Consider the following 24,789-nt stretch of genomic DNA (forward strand, 5'->3'; position numbering starts at 1 on the left):
TAAAAAAAGGTAGATTATGATTGAAAGAACAAAAATAAGTTCTAATTTTGGTTGGTTTATGGTAATTTTAGGTGGTTTGGTTGAGTGTTTTTGGGTAAGTGGTTTAAAATACTCTACTGAAATTTGGCATTATGCTTTAACAGCCATTGGAGTTTGTATATCTTTTACATGTTTTTTAAAAGCTTGTGAAAGACTTGAAGTAAGCATTGCTTATAGTGTTTTTGTAGGTATTGGCACGGTTGGAGTGGTGCTTAATGAGATGTTTGTTTTCAATGAGCCAAGCTCTATTGCCAAGCTTACTTTAATAGCCATTTTGCTTTTAAGTATCATAGGTCTTAAAATCATTAGCAAGGAAGCTAAGTAATGGAATGGTTCTTTTTGTTTTTGGCGACTGCTTTTGAAATTTTTGGCGTGATTATTATGAAACAACTTGTAAGCACTAAAAATAAGCTTTATCTTTTAGCTTTGATAGTGTGTTTTGCTTTTTCATTTGGATTTTTAAGCCTTAGCATGCAAAGTATTGCTATGAGTGTGGCTTATTCTATATGGACAGGAGCTGGAACTGCAGGCGGGGTTATCATAGGGGTGCTTTTTTATAAAGAAAGCAAAAGCTTTTTAAAGCTTTTTTTGATCGCTCTTATCATTGCTTGCACCGTGGGTTTAAAAATACTTTCATAGGTTTAAAATGAAAATATACATTAGCGGTATAGACACAGATGTTGGCAAAACTTATCTAAGTGCTAGAATTTGTAAAGAATTGGGTTTTGATTATTTTAAGCTTATCCAAGCAGGCACGCCAAAAGATAGTGAGGTAGTAGCTGAGTTTGGCCCAAAAACTAAGATTTTCAAAGAAGGTGTGTTTTTACAAACCCCTGCTTCACCGCACAAAGGTAGGATTTTAGAAAATTTAAACTATAAAGCCTTTGATATACAAATTCCACAAAGTGAAAAACTCATTATCGAGCTAGCTGGTGGGCTTTTTTCGCCCCTTGATGATGAAAAAACAATGATTGATTATATGAGTGCGTTTAAGTACCCTACGATTTTAGTCGCAAAAGACTATCTAGGAAGTATCAATCACACGCTTTTAAGCATAGAAGCACTAAAACAAAGAGATATTAAAATCCTTGCTTTAATCTTAAAAACTCAAGATACTTTTAGCAAGGATTTTATAAGCAATTACGCTAAAATTCCTATCATAGAATTTGATGATAAAGTATGCGAAAAACTTTCAAAAATCCTTGAAAATTTCTCTTAAAGACTCCACTACATAATTAATCTCATCTTCATTTATAACATATGGTGGCATGAAATAAATTGTATTTCCAAGTGGTCTTAAAAGCAAGCCTTTTTCTAAAGCTCTTTGAAAGACTTCAAGTCCTGCTCTTTGATATTTGCTTTTTTGTATATCAAATGCACTTACCATACCTAAATTTCTAAAATTTCCTAAAAAGTCAAATTCTTTTAAACTCTCCCATTGAGTTTTTATAAAAGTACTTTTGATTTTATTTTTTGCGATGATATTTTCTTTTTCAAAAATATCCAAAGTCGCATTAGCCGCCGCACAAGCTAGGGCATTACCCGTGTAAGAGTGAGAGTGTAAAAAGGCCTTTTGGCTCTCATAGCTATCATAAAATTTCTCATAAATTTCATCTTTAGTAAGCACCACTGAAAGTGGTAAATACCCACCCGTAATAGCTTTAGAAAGACATATATAATCAATGCTTTGTGAGCAATAATCAAGCGCAAACATTTCCCCTGTGCGTCCAAAACCTGTGGCTATCTCATCAAATATCACTTGCACGCCATAATCTTTAGCAAGTTTAACTGCCTCATCTAAATACCCAAGCTCATACATGTGCATATTGCCCGCACATTGAAGTAAAGGCTCAAGTATAAAAGCACAAATTTCATGATGATGATTTTTTAAAATACTTTCTAAAATTTCAAGTTCTTTTGTATAGTCCTTGCTTGTTGGCACAGGTGTTGTGATACTTTTTAAAAGTAAAGGCTCATAGGTTTTTTTATAAAGTGCTACATCGCCAACGCTTAATGCACCTAAGGTTTCTCCGTGGTAAGAATTGCTAAGCGATAAGAATTTATCCTTTTTAGAGCCATTGTTTAGGTGGTATTGAAAACTCATTTTTAAAGCCACTTCTATGGCTGAACTACCATTGTCTGCAAAAAAGCATTTATCAAAAGGTAAAAGCTCACAAAGTCTTTGTGAAAGCTTTATGATAGGCTCATGTGAAAAGCCTGCAAGCAAGACATGCTCTAAATTTTGAAGTTGATCTTTGGTTTTTTCATTGATATATTCATTACAATGGCCAAAGATATTTACCCACCAAGAGCTAATGCAGTCTATGTATGATTTTTCATCAAAATCATACAAATACACTCCTTTGGCCTTTTTTATAGGTATTAAAGGCAAAAACTCATGATCGCTCATTTGCGTGCAAGGGTGCCAAATGTGTTTTAAGTCTAGTTCTTTTAAATTCATTTTTACTTCTTTGATTTTTATTACTAATGATACTACAATTTTTACTCAAATTTATGCCTTAAAATGAAAAAGGATTATTTAGAAAATATTTATATAATTAGCTTTTATCTTAAATTTAGAGGTAAAGTATGAAAAAAGTTTTGATTATCTTAGCGATTTTATTTTTAAATTTTGCATATTCGCAAGAGGATTTGGTTGAAAAAGGAATTAAAGCCTATGAAAATGGTGATTATGTAAAAGCTGAAAAATATCTTAGAAAAGCTTGTGATTTAAATAATGGAACGGGTTGTTATAATCTCGGCATTATGTATAGTGTAGGCGAAGGTGTAAAAACAAATAGTTTTAAGGTGGTTGAATTATATCAAAAAGCTTGCGACTTGAACGATAGTTTAAGTTGCTCTGATCTTGGAGTTATGTATATAGACGGATTTGGAGTAAAAAAAGATAATTTTAAGGCAATGGAATTATTTCAAAAAGCATGTGATTTAAACGATGGATTAGGTTGTGATAATCTTGGTGTTATGTATGTAAATGGATCTGGTGTTAGAAAAGATCTTTCCAAAGCCTTAGAGTATTTTGGCAAGGCTTGTGATTTGAAATACGATAAAGGTTGTCAAAACTACGCAAGGCTTAAACAATAATGCAAATTGCACAAATTTTAGATGAGCTAAAACAACAAAATAATTTTAGAATTCTACGCTCATTAAAACATGAGGGAAAATATGTTATTTATAATGAGCAAAAATTACTAAATTTAGCGAGCAATGATTATTTAAATTTAAGCAATGAAAAAGCATTAAAGCAAGATTTTTTAACACATTTAAAAGAATTTAAATTTTCTAGTTTAAGTTCTAGAAGCTTGAGTGGAAATTATGCGATTTTTGATGAATTTGAAAGCTTTTTAGAAGCTAAGTTAGGCAGAAAAATCTTGCATTTTAACAATGGCTATGCCTTAAATGTTAGCTGTTTGCAAGCTTTAGCAAGCATTAAAAATACTTTATTTTTAGCAGATAAGCAAGTTCATGCAAGTATCATCGATGGTTTAAGGCTTGGCGGGACTAAATTTATAAGATTTAAACACAATGATATAAAGCATTTGCAAAGCTTAGTGCAAAAGCATTATAAAGAATTTGAAAATATTATCATCATAAGTGAAGCGCTATTTAGTATGGATGGAGATTTTGCGCCTATAAAAGAATTCATAAATTTGAAAAAAGAATTTAAAAATATCAAAATTTATATTGATGAAGCTCATAGCATAGGTTGTTTTGGAGATGATGGTTTGGGTTATGTGAAATTTTTGGGCTTAGAAAAGGAAGTGGATTTTTTAGTTTTTACCTTTGGTAAGGCCATAGCTTCCATGGGAGCTTGCATGATAAGTGATGAAAAAGATTTTTTTATCAACAAAGCAAGGGCCTTTATATACTCAACTGCCATTGCGCCTATCAATGTAGCTTGGACTTTGCATGTTTTTAAGCATTTGCATGAATTTAATGCTCAAAGAAAAGAGCTTTTAGAGTTAAGCACTTGGTTTAAAAATGCTTTGGCAAGTAAAGGTGCAGTTTTAGGCGAGGCTTATGTGATATCTTTTATTTTAGGGCAAAATGCACTAGCTAGTGAAATTTCACAAAAGCTTTTAGAAAATGGTATTTTTGCACCTGCTATTAAAGAGCCAACCGTGGCTAAAAATACAGCTAGAATTCGCTTTTCTTTGCATGCTGGTTTAGTGAAAAAAGACTTAGAAAAGGTTTTGGAGGTATTTTGAAAACTCATTTTTTACATGAAAATGCAAATTCATCTGAGTTGATTTTATTTTTTTCAGGATTTTGCTCGCATTTTAGCCATTTTACGCATTTAAAAAGTGATGTAAATGTTTTAATGGTGTATGATTATACGAGTTTTGGTTGGGAATTTGATCTTAATAAATTTGAAAAAATCACTCTTGTTGGCTTTTCTATGGGAGTTTGCGTGGCGAGTAAAATTTTAAAAGATATAAAATTTGATAAAAAAATAGCCATAAATGGCACAAATTTACCTATAGATGATGAATTTGGGATTAAAAAAGCCATTTTTAAACTTACGATGAAAAGGTTTGCTTTAGAGGATTTTAAAGCAAATTTGCTTGAAAAAAGAATGAATTTAAGTGATGAGTTTTACTTTGAAAAAAACGAGCATTTAAAAGCAGAACTTTTAAGTTTATATGAGTTTTGCACTAAAGATTTAAATGAAAATTTTACTTGGGATAAAGCTATAATTAGCAAAGAGGATAAGATCTTTCCACCAAAACATGTTTTAAATTTTTTTAAAGAAAAGGCAATGTTTATCGATGAGCCACATTTTGCATTTTTTAAATACCACACTTGGGAAGAGCTTTGCAAACTTTCATAAGAGCAAAAGATACTTATAGTGCAAATACACCAGTGCAAAAAGACATGGCTAAAGAGCTTTGTAAAATGCTTAGTGAGAATGATTTGAGCGATTTTAAAGTGGTATTTGAGTTTGGCTGTGGAGTAGGGGTTTTTAGTAAGGCTTTGCAAGAGTGTATTAAATTTAAGCATTATTTTTTAAATGATATTTATCCTTTTGAAAATCCTTGTAAGTTTGATGAATTTGGTGTTTTTGATATGAATGAACTTAAAAATCATCATTTTTATACGAAAAAATTTGATCTTATAGCTTCAAATGCTTGTATGCAGTGGCTAAAGATAGATGAGCTTTTAGAAAATTTTGCAAATATGTTAAATAAAAATGGGATTTTGCTTTTTTCTACTTTTGGAGAAAAAAATTTCACTCAAATAAAACAAAGCACTAATTTATCACTTGAGTATTTAACTTTAGAGCAAATTAGGCAAAAGCTTTCTAAAAATTTTAAGATCATAAAAACAAAAGAAGAGTTAAAAGAGTTAAAATTTGATCATACTTTGGAACTTTTTAGGCATTTGAAATTAAGCGGAGTAAATGCTTTGAGTGATAAATTTTTTATAAGCAAGGCATTTTTAAAAAACTATGAAAAAGAATTTCAAAATACCTTGACTTATCATCCTTTATTTTTTCTAGTTAGAAAACTATAATCGCTAATGTTTTAAGTAAAATGGATAGGTAAAAAATATCAAATGGATTAAATTTAATCCATAGTGAAACAATACGCTCATCCATAAGCTTTTTGAGTGTTTATAAGCTAAGCCATAAATCACGCCTGCAACACTAGCAAATACAATCATCAAAACACCGCTTTTATAATGCACTAATCCAAAAGCTATGCTTGCGATTAATAAAGCAAGATTGGGGTGAATAAATTGTGTAAGTCTTTGTTGGAGATAACCTCTAAAAAAAGCTTCTTCTACTAAAGCAACTAACAAAAGATTTGAAAATAAAAAATATAAAATCCATGATGGTATGCTTATTTCTAGTTTGATAACACCCAAATACCAAGGCACGCACAGCAAAAGAATAGGAGATAAAAGCAATAAGCTCCATTTTATCGCTGAAGCTTTGGTGTAGTTTGTGTTTTTAAATAAAATAGGAAAAAGTATAAAAAGTATAAAAACCCCTAGTGGCTTGTCAATACTAAAGTAAAGATTAAAAGGTGCGCTATTTGTGCTTGCATAAACTTGATCTAAAACTTTGATGTTATTTACACCAGGGATAAAATGAAGAAATAAAGCTAAAGCATAGATAAATAAAGCTATTTCTAATATGAAAATTTTTTTATACTGATACAATATAGCCGTTATAAAAACTAATACATTAATCACTATAAAAGTTATATCTATAATTTTAAATACATATCCCAACAAGACTGAAAAGAGTAAAAAAATATACGAAATTTTGACTTTATCAAATGAAAGTAATATCAAAGAAATAGCCAAAAAAAGATGAGTGCTTAAAGCTAACATATAAAATCCTTGTTTATAATTGATCTAGATATAGTTTTACTACTTCTTCTCTTAGGTAAAGCTTTTTTAATCATTTACATTTATATATTTAAGACAAAAGCGTAAATTTTGTTACTTTTTATAAAACCTACAATTTGTCTATATTGTTTTAAATTCCAGTTTGTGTTTTTACTTAGCTTGATGATATTTATAATTTTTATCTTTGTAGTGAAAAATTTATTATTATCTTTTATAATACCTTTATTGAGTGTAATTAAGACATTAAAAATTTTAAAGTAGAAGCAGATAAAATGCATTTTGTTTGTTTTTTTAAAATCGTTTTATTTTCTTTTTCATGAAAAAATTTTTTAATTCTTGTTGATCTCTTATAGCAATGTTTTCTTTGATGATTTTAAATCCTGCTTTTAAAAAGAAATTTTTAGCGCTAAGACTAGCAAAAGTATAAATTTCACTATAAGGGTAGTTTTTAAGAGCAAATTCTAATAAAGCTTTACCATAACCTTGATGAGCATAGTTTGCATGAGTAAAGCAAAGATCGAGTGTTTTTTCTTCTAAATTTATACTTATAAAAGATACAATTTGGCCTTTTTCTTCATAAATAAAACCTAGTTGATTTTGAAATTTTTCTTCCCAAGCTTTTTGGTTTATATTAATCCAAGCACGAATTTGTTCTTTTGTATAATCATTTTTACAAAGAATGGATACGCTTTGCTTAAAAAGCTTGATACAAGGAGCTAAGTCTTTTATATCAAGCTTTCTTATCAAGCACTTTCCTTAAAGCCAAAGAAGCTAGAGCAAGTCCAAAAGAAGCTGTTACACCCATAAATGAGCCAAGATCTTTACAATGGGCTTCTTCATCTGAAAATACCACATCAAAATCCCCTTTAAAGCCTGATTTTCTAAGCTCATAGCGGAATTTTTTAGCTAAAGCATCGCCATGTGTTTTAAATATGCTTGTCGTTTTAATACGCGTTGGATCAAGCTTTCTAGCTCCACCGGTTGATGAGATAAAAATTTGCTTTTTCAAATCAAGTAAATTAGCCAAAGCAACCTTAGCAGGTATATCATCGATCGCATCGATGATAAGATCAAATTCACTCAAATTAAAACTTTTCAAAAACTCATCATCGATTTTACTGACTATACCTTTAGCATTGTAAATACGCTCAAAAACCTTAGCTTTTTCTTCGCCTATATTTTCACTATGAAGCTGGCGGTTTTGATTAGTAGTTTCAAATTTATCCGCATCAATTAAAGTTAGATTACTAAAGCCACTTCTAAAAAGCGCATCAACACAAATTCCACCAACTCCACCAAGCCCACAAACTAAAACTTTAGTGTTTTGAATTTTGATAAAATTTTCTTCATTAATAAGCCATTTTATACGCGTGTATCTATCCATTTTTCATCCATTTTTTGAGATTTTTCATTTGTTTATAAGCTGTTAGATCAAGCATTATAGGGGTTATTGTGGCATAGCCTTGTTTTAAAAGTGCTATGTCTGAATCTTTTTCATTTTCATGATCAAGATTAGCAGCAGCTAGCCAATAGTATTCTACACCTCTTGGGTTTGTATTAGAATGTGCTTTATAGCTATAAATTCTTTTACCTGCTTTGCAAATTTTTAAGCCTTGAAAGGCTGTTTTACTAGAAGGAAAGTTGATATTTAAAAATTCTTTTTTATCTAAAGGAAAGCCTTTTTCAAAGATATTTTTGACTATTTTTTTAGTAAGTTTTAAAGCAAGTTTATAATCAAGCTCTTTTTGATTATCTTTGTAAAATTGCGATAAAGCAATGGCGGGAATTCCATGAAGTACTGCTTCCATAGCACCTGCGCAAGTTCCTGAGTAGGTTATATCCTCGCCTACATTAGCACCTTTGTTAATTCCACTTATGACAAGATCAGGCAAACGCTTTTTATATAAAGCATGTAAAGCTAGATAAATACAATCTGCAGGCGTGCCATCATCAAGCTTGTAAAATCTTTTACCAACCTTATGAAATCTCAAAGGCTTAGTTAGTGTTATGGAGTGTGAGCATGCTGATTTTTCACTAGCAGGAGCTACTATGGTAATTTTAGCTTTAAAATGCTTTCTTAGCATTTTTATAAGCTTTTTTAAACCCTCACTTTCATAGCCATCATCGTTTGTTATTAAAATTTCTTTCATGTTTTTTCCTTTTTTTAAATTCTAACACAAGTAATACAATATTTTTTTATTACTAAATTGTTTTTTCATTTTTTAAATATTAAAATTATAGTTTTGATTAATTTTTTTAAAGGAAAGAATGATGTCAAAACTTTTACTTTTTAGTGCTTCTGGCTATAAAGATAGTGCTTATTTAAGTCATACTAGAGAATTTATAGATGATTTTTTAAAAGAAAATTCCATGAAAGATGAAGAAATTCTTTTTATACCTTATGCAGGTGTTAGAAGGACTTATGATGCTTATGAAGCTAGGGTAAAAGAAGGCTTGAAAAAAGATAATATCAAATCTTTACACCATTTTGAAAATTTAAAAGAAGCGATTTTAAATGCAAGGGTTTTTTTAGTAGGTGGTGGCAATAGTTTTATGCTTTTGCATAAATTATATGAAAACGATTTGCTTGAAGTGTTAAAAGAGTGTATTGAAAAAGGGGCTTGTTATATAGGTTGGAGTGCAGGTTCTAACATAGCAGGCCTTAGCATAAAAACAACTAATGATATGCCTATTGTTATGCCAAAAAGTTTTGATAGTTTAGGGGTTTTTCCTTGTCAAATCAACCCACATTTTATTGGCGGGAAAATTCCTGGACACAACGGAGAAAGTAGAGAAGAGCGTTTGGAAGAGTTTTTATTAACTAATCCAAAAGACATTGTTTATGCTATACCGGAGGGTTCTGCATTAAAAGTGCAAGATGATAGCTTAAAAATCATAGGTTATCATGATGTGTTAAAGCTAAGTCATCCTTTTAATGTAGAATATTTAAAAGTCAATCAAATAACTAAAATCTAAAGGAGAAAAATGCAAACTTTTTATCTTTTAGCTGCGATTTTTGGTATTGTGGCTGTGGTTTATTTGCTTATTAAAAAAGTAGAAACAAAAACAGCTTTAATTAGTGTTGGTTTTATTTTATGTTTGATTTCACTTAAGCCCATTGAGGCTTTGAGTGCTTTTACACATGCTATGGTGCAACCTGCTTTGATTAAGGCAATTTGTGCGAGTATGGGCTTTGCTTTTGTGATGAAAGTGACTAAATGTGATAAACATTTGGTTAAAATACTTACAACACCTTTGAAAAATGTAGGATTTTTCTTAATCCCACTTGCTTTTATGGTGACTTTTTTTATCGCTATAGCTATACCTTCAGCGGCAGGATGTTCAGCTGCAGTTGGTGCGACTTTAATACCACTTTTAATGGCTTCGGGTATAAAACCTGCCATGGCAGCAGCAACAGTGCTTTGTGGAACTATAGGAGGAATTTTAAGTCCAGGTGTTTCTCATACGGCTTTGATTTCTGGAATTTCAGGGAAAAATATACAAGAAATTGTTTTAACTCAAACTCCAAATGCATTAACAGCAGGAGTGATAGTGATGATTTCTTTGATGATTATGGCAGTGATTTTTAAAGATTATCAAAAAGGGCAAGTTTTTGAAGTGGCTAATCAAAACAAGACTGAAGATAATATTGAAAAATTAAATGCATTTTATGCGCTTATGCCTTTAGTGCCTTTAATTGTACTAATCATAGGCGCAAGTCCTTTAAATGATTATGAGTTTTTAACATGGACAAAAGAAGTTGGAGTTGCTGAAGCTATGCTTTTAGGGGCGATTATAGCTTTGGTAGTAACTATGAGTAAGCCTGATAATATTTTTAAAGAGTTTTTCAATGGTATGGGAAAATCTTATGCAGAGATTATAGGGATTATCATAGCTGCTAGTGTTTTTGTTGCAGGTTTAAAAGCATGCGGTGTAATTGATATTATCATAGAATGGCTTAAAAATGAACAGCATTATGTGCGTTTTGGTGGAACTTTTATACCATTTTTAATGGCTATGGTTACAGGTAGTGGTGATGCTGCTGCTATGGCATTTAATAAGGCTGTAACTATTCATGCTCAAGATCTTGGTTTTGATCAAGTTAAACTTGGTACTGCAGTGGCAATGTCAGCAGTGCTTGGAAGATACCTTTCGCCTATTTTGGGAGCTTGCATTATCGTTTCAGCTATAGCAGGGGTTAGTCCTTTAGAAATTGTTAAAAGAACTGCTTTAGGTTGTGTTGTTTCGGTGGTTGTAATTGCTTTTGTGTTATTATAAATTTAAGCCTTAAAAGGCTTAAATTTATTTTGCAGCTAGGATGATGATTTCTTGTATAACTTTGCTTGCTGCTTTTAAAGATTTAACAGGTAAATACTCATAAATAGAATGAAAATTATGTGCTCCGGTAAAGATATTTGGACAAGACAGGCCTTTTTCTGAAAGCACCGCTCCATCGTATCCTCCACGCATAGGAATGATTTTAGTTTTGATATTTAAATTTTCATAAGCTTGTAAAGCAAGTTTAATAGGCAAAGATTTGGTTGTTTTTAGACTATTAAAGACATTTTTATAACGATCGTTAAGCTTAATGTTAATTCTTTCTTCTCCATATAGCTTTTTAAAACTATCGTTTAAATCTTGTAAAAATTGCATTCTTTGTTTGTATTTTTCATCATCAAATTCTCTAATATCTATTTTTAAAATAGTTTTAGCGCTATTTCCCTTGAGTTCTTTAACCCAAAAATATCCTTCTTTATTTTCTGTGTATTCAGGTGCTTCGCCATTTGGAAGCATAGAGATAAATTTATGTGCTAAAAGTAAAGAATTAACTAATTTTCCTTTAGCACTCATAGGATGAGCAGATTTTCCTATAAATTCTACTTCACAATCTCCTGCATTCCAATTTTCATAAATAAATTCTCCTATCTCACAACAATCTAAACAATATCCAAAGTCAGCATTAATTTCTTTTATATCAAAAGCTTTTGCCCCTCTTAAACCTTGTTCTTCATCAGGTAAAAAGCAAGCATAAATATCACCATGCTTAATATCAGGATTTTTAACAAAAAATTCAAGCATATCCATAATAGCTGCAATAGCTGCTTTATCATCAGCTCCAAGCAAGCTTGTGCCATCAGTGTGGATAATATCATCTCCTATGTAGTTTTTAAGCTCTTTAAATTCACTTTCTTTCAAATAAAGATCTAAGTTTTTATTTAAGCATATATCTCCACCTTGATACTTAGTGATTTGTGCTTTGGTGTCATTAGTTTGTTCCATACTTGTATCTAAATGCGCAAAAAAGGCTATTTTAGGAGCATTTGGAGTGTTTGCTGGTAAAAGAGCTGTGGTGATGGTGTTTTCTCTTCTTTTGATATCTTTTAAACCTAGTTCTTGTAATTCTTTTTCAAGTAATTTTGCAAGCTCCATTTGATTAGGGCTTGATGGCATAATGCCTTTGGCGCCATTTTCTCTACTTGTAGTGGTATTAATCTTAGTGTAATTTATAAATCTTTGTACAATATCCATAATTTTTCCTTTTTAGATTAAAATTAATAAAATTATAACAATTCATTTTTAAAATATTTGATCAATCTAAGAAGATTTTATTAAATGATATTTTCTATCAAAATTTATTTAAAATTATGATAATATATTTAAATTTATATTTTTTAAGGAGAGAATATGCAAAAACTTAGATTTATGATGATATTGAGCGTATTTATAACTTTTTTTATTGGATGTTCTTCTAAAGAAATCAATCCTTTAGGGCGTTCTTTTGGAGAATTTAGCGATGGAGATCCTTTGAAAATAGGTAAAAATCCAACTCCACCGGCTAAACAAAAAACACCAACTTTAGTGGAAGGTAAGAAAATCCCAGCTATACCACTTGAGCCACCTCTTATGAAAGTCAATACTTTTAAAGGAGATAATGCTGTAAAAGGACCATTACCAAGGCTTACATCAAGCAATGGATTTACTTCAAATGCTTTGTATGAAAATATAGGATTTGTAAGCGATTTTGTAACTATTATGAACCCAAATGGAGCTGCATTAACGGTTTGGGCTTTAAATCCAGGCAATTGGATATGGGGGTATAATTTATTTGATAGTAAATCTTTTGGTGATGCAAGAGTGTGGCAACTCATTGAATTTCCAAATAATACTGTGATGATTAAAAATGCAAAAACTTTAACTTGCTTAAATGCTTATGGTAATGGTATAGTACATTATCCTTGCGATCAGACAAATTTTGCACAATTTTGGAGATTATATCCTATGAGCAATGGTGCTTATCAAATTCAAAATTTTGCAACACAACAATGTATACAAACGACAGTTGGAAATGTAATGGAGGAATTTTATTTTGACTATTATAGTATTTATTTGACACCTTGTTTGAAATCAAAAGAAAAAAATTTAGATAGACAATGGAGCATTAGCGCGCCTGCTTTTCAAACAAGATCGCCTTATGCTTATACGGGAGAGTGATGATGAAAAAGATAGTATTTTTGATTTTTAGTTTTAATTTATTATTTGCTGCTTTGGAAAATTATAATAGTGGTACTTGGAATTTACAAGGTGCATCAGCTTCTACTGAAAGTAAGTGGAATATTAGTATAAGACAGCTTGTAACCGGTGCTAATCCTATGGATATTTTGGCTGTTCAAGAAGCAGGAGTTTTACCAAGTACTGCTATAATGACGCCAAGACAAGTTCAACCCGTGGGAATTGGCATTCCTATTCATGAGTATGAGTGGAATTTAGGCTCATCAAGTCGTCCAAATTCAGTTTATATATACTACTCAAGAGTTGATGTTGGGGCAAATCGCGTAAATATGGCTATTGTGAGTAGAACGCGAGCTGATGAGGTGATAGTTTTACCACCTCCAACCGTTGCTTCAAGGCCTATTATAGGAATTCGTATAGGAAATGATGCGTTTTTTAGCATACACGCTTTATCAAGAGGCGGTAATGATGCAGGGGCTATTATAAGTGCTGTGGATATGCACTTTAGGAATATGCCACAGGTTAATTGGATGATTTTAGGGGATTTCAACAGACCTCCTGGGACTATTGTAAATTTAATTGATCCGGATTTAAGATCTCGCATTAATATAGTCGCACCTCCTTCTTTTACACAAACAGGTGGCAATACAATTGATTATGCAATTACGGGAAATTCAAGCACTACATCTTTATATAGTCCGCCTAGAATTCTTGCAATCTTAGCTGTAGCAGGACTTAGGACTTTTTTAGCTTCGGATCATTTTCCTGTAAATTTTAGAAGACCTTAGGAGAAGATGATGAGAAAAATTTGTATTTTATTTTGCTTTATTTTAAGTTTTTTAAAAGCTGAAGTTTTATTTGATGATTTAGAAGATTTTACACCTATGTTCGCGATAAGATCTTTAGAAACGGGAATTTCACTTAGTCCTTTTAGATATAGCTCTGAAATATTAGAAGAGCAAAATTGGTTTTTAAGGGAAATAATACTTAGCAAAGAATTGAAACAAAAAGATAGATATGCCGTGCAACGCCCTTTTGGCTATGTGCAGTTTATAAACCCTAGAGGTGCTGATGTATGTTTAGCTGTCTTAAGTGAAAAATCTTTTGGAGTGAAATCTTGCAAGCAAGATTTGCAAGATGGGCAAATGCAAACGGTTTTTTCTATCATGCCTACTACAAGTTCAGCTGTGCAAATTAGATCTTTAACTCATGGCGGGGTAAAATGCATGAGTACCTTTTATGAAGCGCGCGTGCCTATAGAAAATCGTTTTGGCTTAGATGATTGCACTGTAAATCCTTCTGTGCCGATAGAGTTAAAAGAGTTATTTTTCTTTGCTCCTGCTATTGTTGAAGCAACTCCGATTTATTAAATTTACTTGCTATTTTAGCAAGTAAATTTTACTTTTTTAACGCAATATTTATTCATTTTTTTAAGTCAAAAAAAGATATTATTTTAACTTACAAATTTAAAGGTAAAGTATGGATTATAAAAAAGCATTTTATTCAAAATTAGAAGATTGTTATTTAGGTGCGAAAATCAAAAACTCGCAAAATCAAGCTAAAAATGGTTTTACAAATTTACTCGTTATAAAAGAAAAATATTTTCAAAAAATCAAAGACTATTTAGACACACAAAATCTTTATACAGATACTTATAATAAACTTTATAATTTTTTTAGCACTTATTTAAACGAAACAGGAACGCCGTTTTTTTACGATACACCTATGTATAAAAATATCTATGCAAGGGTATATTCAAATTCAAAAGATACAAGTCTTTTTTATAAAACACAAAATTTATACTATGTAAAATCAGATACTATTTACAATCCTTTAAGCTTGCGAAGTGAAGATAAAAAATATACTTTAAATTTTCTTACCGATGAGTATGAGCAAAATGCTGATAATAATAAAAGTAAAATCAATTTTTATTTGCAAAATATACAAGATGATAATATAAATATAAAAGTGATAAATTCTAAAAATAATGATGGCGCAAATGTTTTTAAACAAAACTCAAGTGAATTTAGCGATGTTTTTTTAAAGACTTTAAAAAATGCACAAATAAACATAAAAGAAGAAGAGCTAAAAAAGCTTTTTAAAACTTATAAAAAACAAAATGAAGTAGATTTTTTCATCCATAAAAATGCGAAAGAATTTTTAAAAGAACAATTTGATTTGTGGTTGTTTTCCTATGTGAATGATAGCATTACTGATTGGACTAAAGAAAAGATAGATGAGATCAACGATCTAAAACAAATCGCTTTTGCTATCATTGACATGATAGCTGACTTTGAAAACGAGTTAAAAGCTATATGGTTAAAGCCAAAATTTGCTAAAAACGCTCACTATGTATTTAGCTTAGATACCATTAAATCACATTCAAACAACGCTGATGAAATTTTAAAATCCATCTACAAAGATGTAAATTTTAATGAGCAAACTACAGAATGGAAAGAATTAAATTTCATAAATGATGAGTTTGATATAAATGCTATAAATGATGAAAAATACAAATTCTTACCATTTGATACGAAATATTTAAGTGAGGAAAATTATTATAAACTTTTGCAAAGTTTTGAAAATTTAGATGAAATTTTAAACGGAGAGCTTATAAAAGCAGATAATTTTCAAGCACTTAATTCTTTAATGCCAAAATATCAAGGTAAAATAGATCTAATTTACATAGATCCGCCTTATAACACAAGCAATGATGGTTTTATATATACTGATAAATTTAATCATTCTTCATGGCTTGCTATGATAGATAATCGTTTAGAATTGGCAAAAGAATTTTTAAAAAGCAGTGGGAGTATTTTTATAAGTATAGATGATAATGAACAAGCAAGGCTCAAGATTTTATGTGATGAAGTCTTTGGTGAAGAAAATTTTGTAGCAAATGTCGTTTGGCTTAAGGGAAATACTCAAAATGATACAAACACTATTCAAGAAAATCAAGAATACATCCTTTGTTATGCTAAAAATATTGAATCGAAGCCAATTAATCAAATAATACAAGAGGAAAAAGTAAAGGTTTTTAAAGATGAAAAAACGGGGAAATTTTATTATGAAGGTTCTGGACTTACAACTGGTGGTGCTGGTGGAACTTTAAACGCTAGACCAAATTTGGGATATAGTATTTATTATAACCCACAAACTAAAGATTTTTTTGCTAAAGATGATTACGATAAAGAATTGGCAAAAGTTAGTAATAACGAAGAAGAAGTTTATGTAAGTCAATTATCTTTTTTGGAGAAGGGTTATGAAATAATCCGTCCTCCAAAAAAAGGTGTTAGACTTGGACGTTGGACTTGGTCGTTAGATAAATTTAATACTTTTAAAGAAGATATACTCATCCGTAAAGCTAATAATAGATATATTGTTTTGAAAAAAGAATGGTTGGACAAAAAGCAAATAAAAATTGATGAAAATGACAATTATTATGCAATAATAAAAAAAATAAATCCACCTAAAAGCTATATTGATTTTGTCGGTAGTGGTGTTGGTAGTAAAGAACTAAAAAGTATTTTTGAAGCAAAAATTTTTGATACACCAAAACCTGAAAAGCTTTTGAAAAGGATTTGTGATATAGGTAGCAATCAAGATTCACTTGTTTTAGACTTTTTTGCAGGTAGCGGTACAACAATAGCTACTGCACATAAGCTAAAACGCAAATGGCTTGGAGTGGAAATGGGAGAGCATTTTTACAAAGTCATCATCCCAAGAATGAAAAAAGTTTTAAATGGTTTTGTTTGTGGTATAAGCAAAGAAGTAGAATTTAAAGGTGGTGGCGCTTTTAGATACTATGAACTTGAAAGCTATGAAGAAAGTTTAGAAAATTGTGAGTATGAGCTTGATAAAAACTCACTTATAGATTATAGAAAATCACGCAAACTTATAAAAGCACTTAAAAAAGGCGAGAATATATGCCTTGATATGAAAGCTTATGATAAAGAATTTGATATATTTTTAACGATGTCAAATCTTTTAGGACTTAAAATCAAAAATATTTTTATAGATGAAAATGGCATAAAATCTTGCAAATTTGAAAACGATGAGATTATAAATTTAGAAAATATAGACTTAATTAAATATCCAAAACTAAAAAATCTAATTTGGTGGGAGAAATAAAATGAAAAATATAGCAATTCTAGTGGGAAATTCTGAATATCAAAATTTAAATAAATTACATTTTTGCAGAGAAGATATTAGTTCAATGCAAAAAATATTAAACTTGAGCAAAAAATTTGAAATTCATATTTTTGAAAATTACCAAAGTGAACAATTAAAAAGTGAATTATCAAAAATTATTAGAGAACTTGAAAAATTTAAAATTAATGAGTTGTTATTTTATTATACTGGACATGGATTATTTAAAGAGCGATTTTATTATTTGCCAATTAATTTTACTGATAAGCAATTTGAAACGACGAGTTTATCTAATGATGAATTGGATAATATGCTTAAAAGTTTAGATGCAGAAATGGTAATTAAAATAATTGATGCTTGTCAATCAGGACAACAATATATCAAAGAATCTGATCAAGCATCTGTCAAAAAAAGTTTAACTCAACATTTTTTTAAAAAATGTCATTTTTTCTTTTCTTCTATGAATAATCAATCTTCAATGGGTGATGATAAGGGTAGTTATTTTACAAATGCTATTATAGAATCAATCTTAGCGCATAAAACAGATTCTATTCGATATATGGATGTTCAATCTTATGTTGCCGATTATTTTAGCAGTAGAAGTGAATTGCAAACGCCGTTTTTTGTGAATCAATCAAATGCAACTGAAATTTTTCTTAATGAGCTTACATCTATACAAAAAGAATTTGAAAACAATAATCTCATGACAAATAATGGCGAAGATATTGTTCAAGAAATAGAAAATGATAAAATTGATATAGTAGAAAAGCTTAAAACTTTATCTAAAAAGTATATAAATAAAGATGTAGCACAAAAAACTATTGAATGCATTTTTAATGAAAATAATATCAATAATATGTTTAATGATGATATAAAGTTAATTTATGATATAAAAATCGAAAAATACAATGATTATGATATTGGTAATATCAATAAGTTGTATAATGAAATAGAAAAAAATAAACAACATTTTTTTATTAATCTTGAATATAGACAAGAGACTTATACTACTACAGAGTGGGTTCCAAAAAAGAAAAATCCATATGATATTACAGGACATTTTTCTTATGATCAGTTTTTGGGTAAGAATTATGAAGAAAAAGAAGTCCAAAAATACAGAAATATAGTTAATTCTATTTGTTTAGTAGATGATATTTTGCCAATAGGTATTGCTATATCTCTTAATCCTAAAGAAGATATTGATAATATTAATAGATATTTGATAAATATTATTAATTTTCATAATAATCTTGATATTGTTTTTTATAGTAATATAATTGAATATTATAAAAACAACTGGCATGATTGGAAAAAAATAAATACTGAAGATTGGATAAAAAGTAAAGAAAGTTTTTGCGATAAAGATAAGATCTTAGAGAAAATTCAAATAATAATAAAAAACTATAATCAAAAAATTATTGATAATATTTTTAATATTTTAAAACAAGAAGATTTAAAAATTAGAGAGTAAATAGCAATTGAAATAACATCATTCTTTATACCACTTGCAAGATAAGCGGTTGCAAGAATTTTCAGTATGTAAAAAATTCTTACATACTGAAAATGATAAAAACAATTAAAGCTTTAAAGGAAAATAATGGCTAAAGCAAAACAAAACACAAGAACACATTTATTGTTAAATAAATTTATCCATGATAAATCACTAGTGCAAAAGCTTGATGAAAGTTATAATTTTAGTAATTTTTCTCAAGCTATAAATTTACAATTTTATCAGCAAGAAAGTGTTAAAAATGCTTTAGCCATACTTTCTTTTTATATGAAAGATGAATTAAATTCACATGAATACAATCAAGAATGTAGAAAGCTTTTAGAATTTTATCAAGATGAAAGCGAGAATTTAAAATTACAAAAAGAACATATCGCAAGAGCTTCATTTTGGATGGCTACAGGAAGTGGTAAAACTATAGTTATGATCAAACTTATAGCTTTGATACATGAATTTATTAAAAATAATCAATTACCTAAAAAGCCTATCATGCTTTTAGCACCAAATGATAAGATTTTAAATCAATTCAAAGCAAATATAGCCAAATACAATAATCATCACAGCAATTTTATCAAAATAAAAGATTTAAAAGATTTTGAAAGCATAGAAAAAGAAGCTAGTTTGTTAAATGAAGCGGTGGTGTATTTTGCAAGAAGTGATTTACTTGAGAGTGAAGAAAATGTAGGCAAAGATAAAAAAGCAAAAAGATTAAACTATAAAAATTATCTTAATAAAGATGGTTGGTATATATTGTTAGACGAAGCTCATAGAGGTGATAGTAAAACATCACTAAGAAAAAACTATTATCATGAGCTTGCTAGAGGTTTTATCAAAGAAGATGAATTTCCAAAAGGCTTTGTTTTTAATTTTTCTGCTACTTTTGAAGATGAAATAGATTTTATAACTTGTGCTTATAATTATAATCTTCAAAAATTCAATCAAGAAGGATATGGTAAAAATATAGCAGTTTTAAATGAGAATTTAGATTTTAAAAGTGAAAATAACGAAGAAGCAAAAATTAAAACGATTTTAGAAAGTTTTATAATATTCAATGCTATTGTAAAATCAAAAGAAGAATTATTTTTAAAAAGACAAGATTTTATATATCACAATCCTTTAATCATAGCAGTTTCTGATAAAGTAAATACTCAAGATGCGGGTATAAAAGCGTATTTTAAGGCAGTGTATAATGTATTAAAAAATAAAGTAGATGTAGGCAATATAGCTTTAGAGCTTTATGAAAAACTTCAAAATCAAAATTTGTATTTTGGTATAAATACACTAAGCGATGATTTTTTAAAATATATAAAAAATGCAAATAACGATGAACTTAGAGAAAATATTTTTTATGCAAATGCAAATGCAAAATTAGAATGTTATAGCATTAAAGGGAATGATAAAGAATTGGCTTTTAAGAGTAAAAATTCAAACAAACCTTTCATGCTTTTAAATATTTCAAATGCAAAAGAATGGGAAAAAGATTTTTTACTTGAGCTTGGGGTAGAAAGCATAAGTGATATATCACAAAGTCATTTTGAAAACATCAATAGCTCACAATCTTCTATCAATATAATGTTAGGAAGTAAGGTTTTTTCAGAAGGTTGGGATAGCAACCGCGTAAATTTAATTTCTTTTATCAATATAGGAAGCATTAATGCTAAAAAATATGTTTTGCAAACTATAGGAAGAGGTGTCAGAATAGAACCTTTTTTAAATATAAGAAAGAGATTAAATGCTTTAAAAGAGATGTTTAAAATCGATGAGCGATGTGTAAATTTAGCATGCGGTTTAGAAACTCTTTTTGTAATGGCAAGTGATAATGAAGCCATAAAAGCTATCATAGAGGGTATAGAATGCGAATTTATGGAAAGTAGGCATTTAAAAGGATTTAAAGATATTAATTCAAAATTGTCGTTTAATTTACCTGTGCCAAAATATAAAAATGAAAATAAACTAAATAGTATCTATAGAATTTCAGAAAAAGAAGCAAAATCTTTAAAAGAATTTATAAAATCTTACGATGAGGATGTTTTGATTTTAGAGCAGTGTTTGTATAAAAATTTTAAATATTCCACATTAGAAGAATTTTATAAATTTAGCGATGACAAAGAAAGTAAAATACAATCAGGAGGCAATGTAGAATTTAATGAAAAAACAACATTAAAAACAATCAATAGCGTGTTAAATTCTAATGCCAAAGTTTTGGATAAATTTGTAAAGTTAAAGGAAGAAATAACGCACCATAAAAATATACAAGCAAAGTTAGATTTTGAAACAGTTAAAAAAATCAATAAGACTATAAAAGATGTTTTGAATGCAAAAAGTGAAGATGAATTAAAAGCAGATTTTGAAAATAAAAAAATAAATTTAGATGAGCTAATGCAAGGTATAAAAGAAAGTCAAAAAAGCAAGGAAGTGCAAAACTATATAATTAGTGCAAAACTTAGCAAGCATTATTATAGCCCTTTAATCATTTACAATAAAAATGATAAAGAAAATAAGATTAATTTTGCCATTTCTAATAAAAGTGAAAAAGAATTTTTAGAAGATTTAGAAAGTAATTTAAAATCATCTTTTTTTGAACAATATGAATGGTATTTTTCTAAATTGGTAGAAAATCAAGATGAAATTTATATCCCTTATTTTGATGAAGAACAACAAAAAGAAAGAAAATTTTATCCTGATTTTATATTTTGGTTAAAAAATAAACAAAGTGGAGATTTTTTTATATATTTTATAGATCCAAAAGGCTTAAAAATAGAAGATAATCCTAGATTTAAATTAAAAGGCTTTAAAGCAATATTTGAAAATAAAAATTTAAGTTATGAAGATAAAAGTATAAAAGTTAATTTGTTTTTTTATAATAAAAATTATACTTTTTCAGACGAATTAAAAGACTTTGTTAAATCTACAATAGAGGATATTTTCAAATGAAAACCTTTTTAGTTTGCGCCTTAGAGCCTTCAGCAAATTTACATTTAAAAGAAGTTTTAAAAGCTTATAAAAATGAGTATAAAGAATTTGATTTAATGGGAATTTATGATGAGAATTTATGTGAAGAATTTAGTTTAAATTCCAAGCCACTTTATAGCTCACATGAGTTTAGTGCTATGGGTTTTATAGAGGTTTTGCCGCTCATTTTAAAAGCTAAAAGAGCCATAAAAGAGCTAGCGAGTTTAAGTTTTGCTCAAAAAATTGATGCGATTTTATGTATAGATTCTCCTGCCTTTAACTTACCTTTTGCAAAGGCTTTAAAAAAAGCAAATTCCAAAGTAAAAAGAATTTATTATATTTTACCTCAAGTTTGGGCATGGAAAAAAGGACGCATTCCTATCATAGAAAGTCATTTTGATGTGTTAGCTTCTATTTTACCTTTTGATAGTGAGTTTTTTAGTAAAAGCACTTATGTGGGACATCCGCTTTTAGATGAGATAAAAGAGTTTAAAAATCAAGAAGATATAAATTCTATACTTTCAAAAAAAGATGATGAAAAAATCATTGCTTTCTTACCGGGCTCAAGAAAAAGTGAAATAAAGCGTTTGATGCCTATTTTTAGAGAGTTAAGCACTAAATTTAAAGGTAAAAAAATCCTTTGTGTGCCCGAGTTTAATTTAAAAAGATTAGAAATTTACGGGGAAATGAGTAATTTTGAAATTCAAACTAACACCCCAAAGGTTCTAAAAAATGCTGATTTTGCTTTTATTTGTAGTGGCACAGCTACACTTGAAGCAGCTTTGGTCGGCACGCCTTTTGTGCTTGCTTATAAAGCTAAAGCTATTGATGTATTTATCGCAAGATGTTTTGTAAAACTCAAACATATAGGCCTTGCAAATATCTTTTTAGATTTTGCAGGAAAAAGCGAGCTTAATCCTGAATTTTTACAAGAGCAAGTGAATGTGGAAAATTTATATCAAGCTTATCTTAAATACGATTATAAGGCATTTTTTGATAAAGTAGATTTTTTAAAAGAATATTTGCAATTTGCAAGTGCAAAAAATTTAGCTAAAATACTTTATGAAATCAAATAAGGATAAATCATGCAAAAAGAACCTATGAGTAAATACGGCTATGAGAAATTAGAAAAAGAATTAGAGCATTTAAAAAAAGTTGAACGCCCAAAAGTAGTAGAAGAAATAGACATAGCAAGAAGCCATGGAGATTTAAAAGAAAATGCAGAATATCACGCGGCTAGAGAAAAACAAGCTTTTATAGAAGGAAAGATTGCTGAACTTGGAGATTTGATCTCAAGAGCACAAATCATCGATCCATCTTCTTATGAGCATGATAGTGTGAAATTTGGCTCAACTGTTGTTGTAGAGGATTTAGAAAGTGAAAAACAAAGCACTTATACTTTGGTAGGGGTAAATGAAGGAAATTTAGAAAAAGGCTATATTTCCATTAGTTCACCTATTGCTAAAGCAATGCTTGGTAAAAAAGAAGGGGATGATTTTAAAGTGCGTTTGCCAAAAGGCGAGAGTGAATTTGAAATCATTTCTATAGAATACAAAGCTTTGGAATTTTAATTTTTGCAAAAAATAATTATAAAAGAAAATGCTATTTTTATTGCCGATGCGCATGAAAATAAAAATAGGCGTGGTTTTTGGGAGTTTTTGCAAGCCTTAAAAAATAAAAAAATTCAAACTCCACAGCTTTTTTTAATGGGTGATATATTTGATCTTTTAATTTATGAAGTAAAGGCCACGCATGATTTTGCAAAAGCTTATATAGACTTACTTGAAGAACTTGCGTATGAAATTGAAATCATTTATTTAGAAGGCAATCATGATTTTAATTTAGCTAAATTTTTTAAAAAAGTGAAAGTTTTTAGTATAAAACAACAACCCTTGCTTTGCGAATTTCAAGATAAAACCTTAGTAAAATTAGCCCATGGGGATATTTTTTTAAAACCTTTTTTGCAGTTTTGCTTAAAGAGTTTGAGAAATCATTATTTGCTACTTTTTTTAAATTTTTTAAATGTTATTAGTAAAGAAAGAATTACTCAAAAAATTCTAAAAAATCAAAACAAAAAACAACTTATTAGAAAAATTCCCCATTTTTCTGCTTTAGTAAAAGAGCGTTTAAAGCACTATAATATAGACTTTGTAATAGAAGGTCATTATCATCAAGATGTATTTTTAAAAAATGAAGATATAAAATATCTAAATTTAGCTACTTTTGCATACAAGGAAAGTTTTTTTATAGTAAAATATGAGCCAGAAATCAGATTTCACAAAATAGAACTTAAGGAGGCATAATGTTTGATGAGAATGTCGTTAAAACAGGTTCAAATGAAATGGAACTTGTTGATTTTCGCATCTTTAAGCAAGGCCACGATAAAGTCTATGAGGGAATTTATGGTGTAAATGTTTCTAAGGTTAGAGAAATCATTAAAATTCCTTTTTTGACTGAAATTCCAGGAGTGCCTGAATATGTAGAAGGTATTTTTGATCTTCGTGGCGTGGTGATTCCTGTAATCAACCTAGCAAAATGGATGCAAATTCAAGAACCAGAAATGACAAATATAAAACCTAGAGTTATCATTACTGAATTTAGTAATGTTTTAATCGGTTTTATTGTCCATGAGGCGAAAAGAATTCGTAGAATTAACTGGAAAAATATTGAGCCAGCTACTTTTGCAACAAGTGCGGGTAGTTTAGATAAGGGTAAAATTACTGGTGTAACTAAGATCGAAGGAGATGAGGTTTTACTTATCCTAGATTTAGAAAGTATAGTGCAAGAACTTGGAATTTATACCCCGCAAACTGATATTGACGATGATAAAATTCAAAAAATCGAAGGTATGGCTTTAGCACTTGATGATAGTTCAACTGCAAGAAAACTTGTTAAAGATTTACTAAATAAAATTGGTCTTAAAGTAATTGAAGCTAAAGATGGTGTTGAAGGTTTACATAAACTAGAAGAGCTTTATAGTACTTATGGCAGTGATTTAAATAAACATTTAAAAATTATTGTAAGTGATGTTGAAATGCCACAAATGGATGGATTCCATTTTGCAGCAAAAGTTAGAGATGATGAGAGATTTAAAAATATTCCTATCGTATTTAACTCTTCTTTATCAAATGAATTTATGAGTGATAAAGGTGTTAAAGAAGCAGGTGGAGATGGGTATTTAGTTAAATTTAATGCAAGTGATTTCTTTGCTGAAATTTCTCGTATCATAGCAAAACATGAAAAAGGTGAGGAGTAAA

At 29.2% G+C, this 24,789-nt stretch carries 25 protein-coding genes and 1 pseudogene; 19 read left to right on the plus strand and 7 right to left on the minus strand.

From position 1 onward, the window contains the following. Nucleotides 1-16 precede the first annotated feature (16 nt). Genes L8W69_RS05395 through bioD form a run of 3 tightly spaced genes read left to right on the plus strand, consistent with a single transcriptional unit; the run spans nt 17 to nt 1,258 of the window. Entirely contained in the window at nt 17-364 is a 348-nt protein-coding gene (locus L8W69_RS05395; RefSeq protein ID WP_263666603.1) for a DMT family transporter, read from the plus strand. Beyond that, the gene (locus L8W69_RS05400) at nt 364-678 is read left to right on the plus strand and encodes a DMT family transporter (protein ID WP_087699706.1); all 315 of its coding nucleotides are present in this window, start codon (nt 364-366) and stop codon (nt 676-678) included. Before L8W69_RS05395 ends, L8W69_RS05400 begins: the two co-directional genes overlap by 1 nt. Before the next feature lie 7 nt (nt 679-685). After that, a complete protein-coding gene (bioD, locus tag L8W69_RS05405; protein WP_263666604.1) occupies nt 686-1,258 on the plus strand; it encodes a dethiobiotin synthase in 573 nt (190 codons plus the stop codon). On the opposite strand, the gene L8W69_RS05410 is transcribed toward bioD, so the two are convergent. Then, nucleotides 1,232-2,500: an adenosylmethionine--8-amino-7-oxononanoate transaminase gene (locus L8W69_RS05410; RefSeq protein ID WP_263666605.1), complete on the minus strand. Its 1,269-nt coding sequence runs from the start codon at nt 2,498-2,500 to the stop codon at nt 1,232-1,234. The genes bioD and L8W69_RS05410 overlap by 27 nt on opposite strands. Nucleotides 2,501-2,628: 128 nt before the next feature. Here L8W69_RS05410 and L8W69_RS05415 point away from each other — a divergent pair, with 128 nt between their 5' ends. The 4 genes from L8W69_RS05415 to bioC are packed head-to-tail and all read left to right on the plus strand — an operon-like array spanning nt 2,629 to nt 5,571. After that, nucleotides 2,629-3,141 (plus strand): tetratricopeptide repeat protein, encoded by a 513-nt coding sequence (locus tag L8W69_RS05415; protein WP_263666607.1) that lies wholly within the window; start codon nt 2,629-2,631, stop codon nt 3,139-3,141. Beyond that, a complete protein-coding gene (locus L8W69_RS05420) occupies nt 3,141-4,265 on the plus strand; it encodes an aminotransferase class I/II-fold pyridoxal phosphate-dependent enzyme (RefSeq protein ID WP_263666608.1) in 1,125 nt (374 codons plus the stop codon). The genes L8W69_RS05415 and L8W69_RS05420 overlap by 1 nt, the downstream gene beginning before the upstream one ends. After that, complete coding sequence (locus L8W69_RS05425) at nt 4,262-4,888, plus strand: pimeloyl-ACP methyl esterase BioG family protein (protein ID WP_263660467.1); 627 nt, start codon at nt 4,262-4,264, stop codon at nt 4,886-4,888. Before L8W69_RS05420 ends, L8W69_RS05425 begins: the two co-directional genes overlap by 4 nt. Continuing rightward, nucleotides 4,873-5,571, plus strand: a complete 699-nt coding sequence (gene bioC / locus L8W69_RS05430) for a malonyl-ACP O-methyltransferase BioC (protein ID WP_263664576.1) — start codon at nt 4,873-4,875, stop codon at nt 5,569-5,571. The genes L8W69_RS05425 and bioC overlap by 16 nt, the downstream gene beginning before the upstream one ends. Before the next feature lie 3 nt (nt 5,572-5,574). Here bioC and L8W69_RS05435 read toward each other — a convergent pair whose 3' ends face one another. The 5 genes and pseudogenes from L8W69_RS05435 to surE all read right to left on the minus strand — a co-directional run bounded on the left by L8W69_RS05435 (nt 5,575) and on the right by surE (nt 8,564). Continuing rightward, nucleotides 5,575-6,396: a CPBP family intramembrane glutamic endopeptidase gene (locus L8W69_RS05435; protein WP_263664577.1), complete on the minus strand. Its 822-nt coding sequence runs from the start codon at nt 6,394-6,396 to the stop codon at nt 5,575-5,577. A 13-nt stretch (nt 6,397-6,409) separates the two neighbouring features. Beyond that, a pseudogene (locus tag L8W69_RS05440) lies at nt 6,410-6,716 on the minus strand (hypothetical protein); the annotation flags it as partial. Continuing rightward, on the minus strand, nt 6,706-7,161 hold the full coding sequence (locus L8W69_RS05445) for a GNAT family N-acetyltransferase (protein WP_263661491.1): 456 nt from the start codon (nt 7,159-7,161) through the stop codon (nt 6,706-6,708). The gene L8W69_RS05445 and the pseudogene L8W69_RS05440, both read right to left, overlap by 11 nt. After that, a complete protein-coding gene (locus L8W69_RS05450) occupies nt 7,145-7,798 on the minus strand; it encodes a ThiF family adenylyltransferase (RefSeq protein WP_220566570.1) in 654 nt (217 codons plus the stop codon). The genes L8W69_RS05445 and L8W69_RS05450 overlap by 17 nt, the downstream gene beginning before the upstream one ends. Then, nucleotides 7,791-8,564, minus strand: coding sequence for a 5'/3'-nucleotidase SurE (gene surE, locus L8W69_RS05455; RefSeq protein ID WP_133319525.1), 774 nt, complete (start codon nt 8,562-8,564; stop codon nt 7,791-7,793). Before surE ends, L8W69_RS05450 begins: the two co-directional genes overlap by 8 nt. Before the next feature lie 121 nt (nt 8,565-8,685). On the opposite strand from surE, the gene pepE reads away from it, so the two are divergent. Together pepE and dcuC are read left to right on the plus strand one after the other, a co-directional pair. Next, nucleotides 8,686-9,390 (plus strand): dipeptidase PepE, encoded by a 705-nt coding sequence (pepE, locus tag L8W69_RS05460; RefSeq protein WP_263659505.1) that lies wholly within the window; start codon nt 8,686-8,688, stop codon nt 9,388-9,390. A gap of 9 nt (nt 9,391-9,399) precedes the next feature. Then, on the plus strand, nt 9,400-10,692 hold the full coding sequence (gene dcuC / locus L8W69_RS05465) for a C4-dicarboxylate transporter DcuC (RefSeq protein ID WP_263666609.1): 1,293 nt from the start codon (nt 9,400-9,402) through the stop codon (nt 10,690-10,692). A 24-nt stretch (nt 10,693-10,716) separates the two neighbouring features. Here dcuC and pepT read toward each other — a convergent pair whose 3' ends face one another. Then, nucleotides 10,717-11,943: a peptidase T gene (pepT, locus tag L8W69_RS05470; protein WP_263666610.1), complete on the minus strand. Its 1,227-nt coding sequence runs from the start codon at nt 11,941-11,943 to the stop codon at nt 10,717-10,719. Between the two features lie 156 nt (nt 11,944-12,099). Between pepT and L8W69_RS05475 the strand changes: the two genes are divergently transcribed. From L8W69_RS05475 to L8W69_RS05520, 10 genes are all read left to right on the plus strand, one after another. Further along, entirely contained in the window at nt 12,100-12,906 is an 807-nt protein-coding gene (locus L8W69_RS05475) for a cytolethal distending toxin subunit A/C (protein ID WP_263666612.1), read from the plus strand. Nucleotides 12,907-12,908: 2 nt separating this feature from the next. Next, a complete protein-coding gene (locus tag L8W69_RS05480; RefSeq protein WP_263661997.1) occupies nt 12,909-13,712 on the plus strand; it encodes a cytolethal distending toxin subunit B family protein in 804 nt (267 codons plus the stop codon). A gap of 9 nt (nt 13,713-13,721) precedes the next feature. Next, nucleotides 13,722-14,294: a cytolethal distending toxin subunit A gene (locus tag L8W69_RS05485; protein ID WP_220566575.1), complete on the plus strand. Its 573-nt coding sequence runs from the start codon at nt 13,722-13,724 to the stop codon at nt 14,292-14,294. Between the two features lie 109 nt (nt 14,295-14,403). After that, nucleotides 14,404-17,055, plus strand: coding sequence for a site-specific DNA-methyltransferase (locus tag L8W69_RS05490; RefSeq protein WP_263666614.1), 2,652 nt, complete (start codon nt 14,404-14,406; stop codon nt 17,053-17,055). A 1-nt stretch (nt 17,056) separates the two neighbouring features. After that, a complete protein-coding gene (locus tag L8W69_RS05495) occupies nt 17,057-18,544 on the plus strand; it encodes a caspase family protein (protein WP_263666615.1) in 1,488 nt (495 codons plus the stop codon). A gap of 126 nt (nt 18,545-18,670) precedes the next feature. Continuing rightward, nucleotides 18,671-21,514 carry a DEAD/DEAH box helicase family protein gene (locus tag L8W69_RS05500; RefSeq protein ID WP_263666616.1) on the plus strand — a complete coding sequence of 948 codons (2,844 nt, stop codon included), beginning with the start codon at nt 18,671-18,673 and terminating at the stop codon, nt 21,512-21,514. Continuing rightward, a complete protein-coding gene (lpxB, locus tag L8W69_RS05505; RefSeq protein WP_263666617.1) occupies nt 21,511-22,608 on the plus strand; it encodes a lipid-A-disaccharide synthase in 1,098 nt (365 codons plus the stop codon). The genes L8W69_RS05500 and lpxB overlap by 4 nt, the downstream gene beginning before the upstream one ends. Nucleotides 22,609-22,617: 9 nt before the next feature. Continuing rightward, entirely contained in the window at nt 22,618-23,103 is a 486-nt protein-coding gene (greA, locus tag L8W69_RS05510) for a transcription elongation factor GreA (protein WP_039619215.1), read from the plus strand. Nucleotides 23,104-23,106: 3 nt separating this feature from the next. Then, nucleotides 23,107-23,835, plus strand: coding sequence for a UDP-2,3-diacylglucosamine diphosphatase (locus tag L8W69_RS05515; RefSeq protein WP_412175226.1), 729 nt, complete (start codon nt 23,107-23,109; stop codon nt 23,833-23,835). Next, entirely contained in the window at nt 23,835-24,788 is a 954-nt protein-coding gene (locus L8W69_RS05520) for a chemotaxis protein (RefSeq protein WP_133319535.1), read from the plus strand. The genes L8W69_RS05515 and L8W69_RS05520 overlap by 1 nt, the downstream gene beginning before the upstream one ends. The last annotated feature ends 1 nt before the right edge of the window (nt 24,789 follow it).

The sequence above is a fragment of the Campylobacter sp. CNRCH_2016_3089 genome, from assembly GCF_025772505.1.
In the GTDB taxonomy this organism is placed as follows: domain Bacteria; phylum Campylobacterota; class Campylobacteria; order Campylobacterales; family Campylobacteraceae; genus Campylobacter_D; species Campylobacter_D lari_D.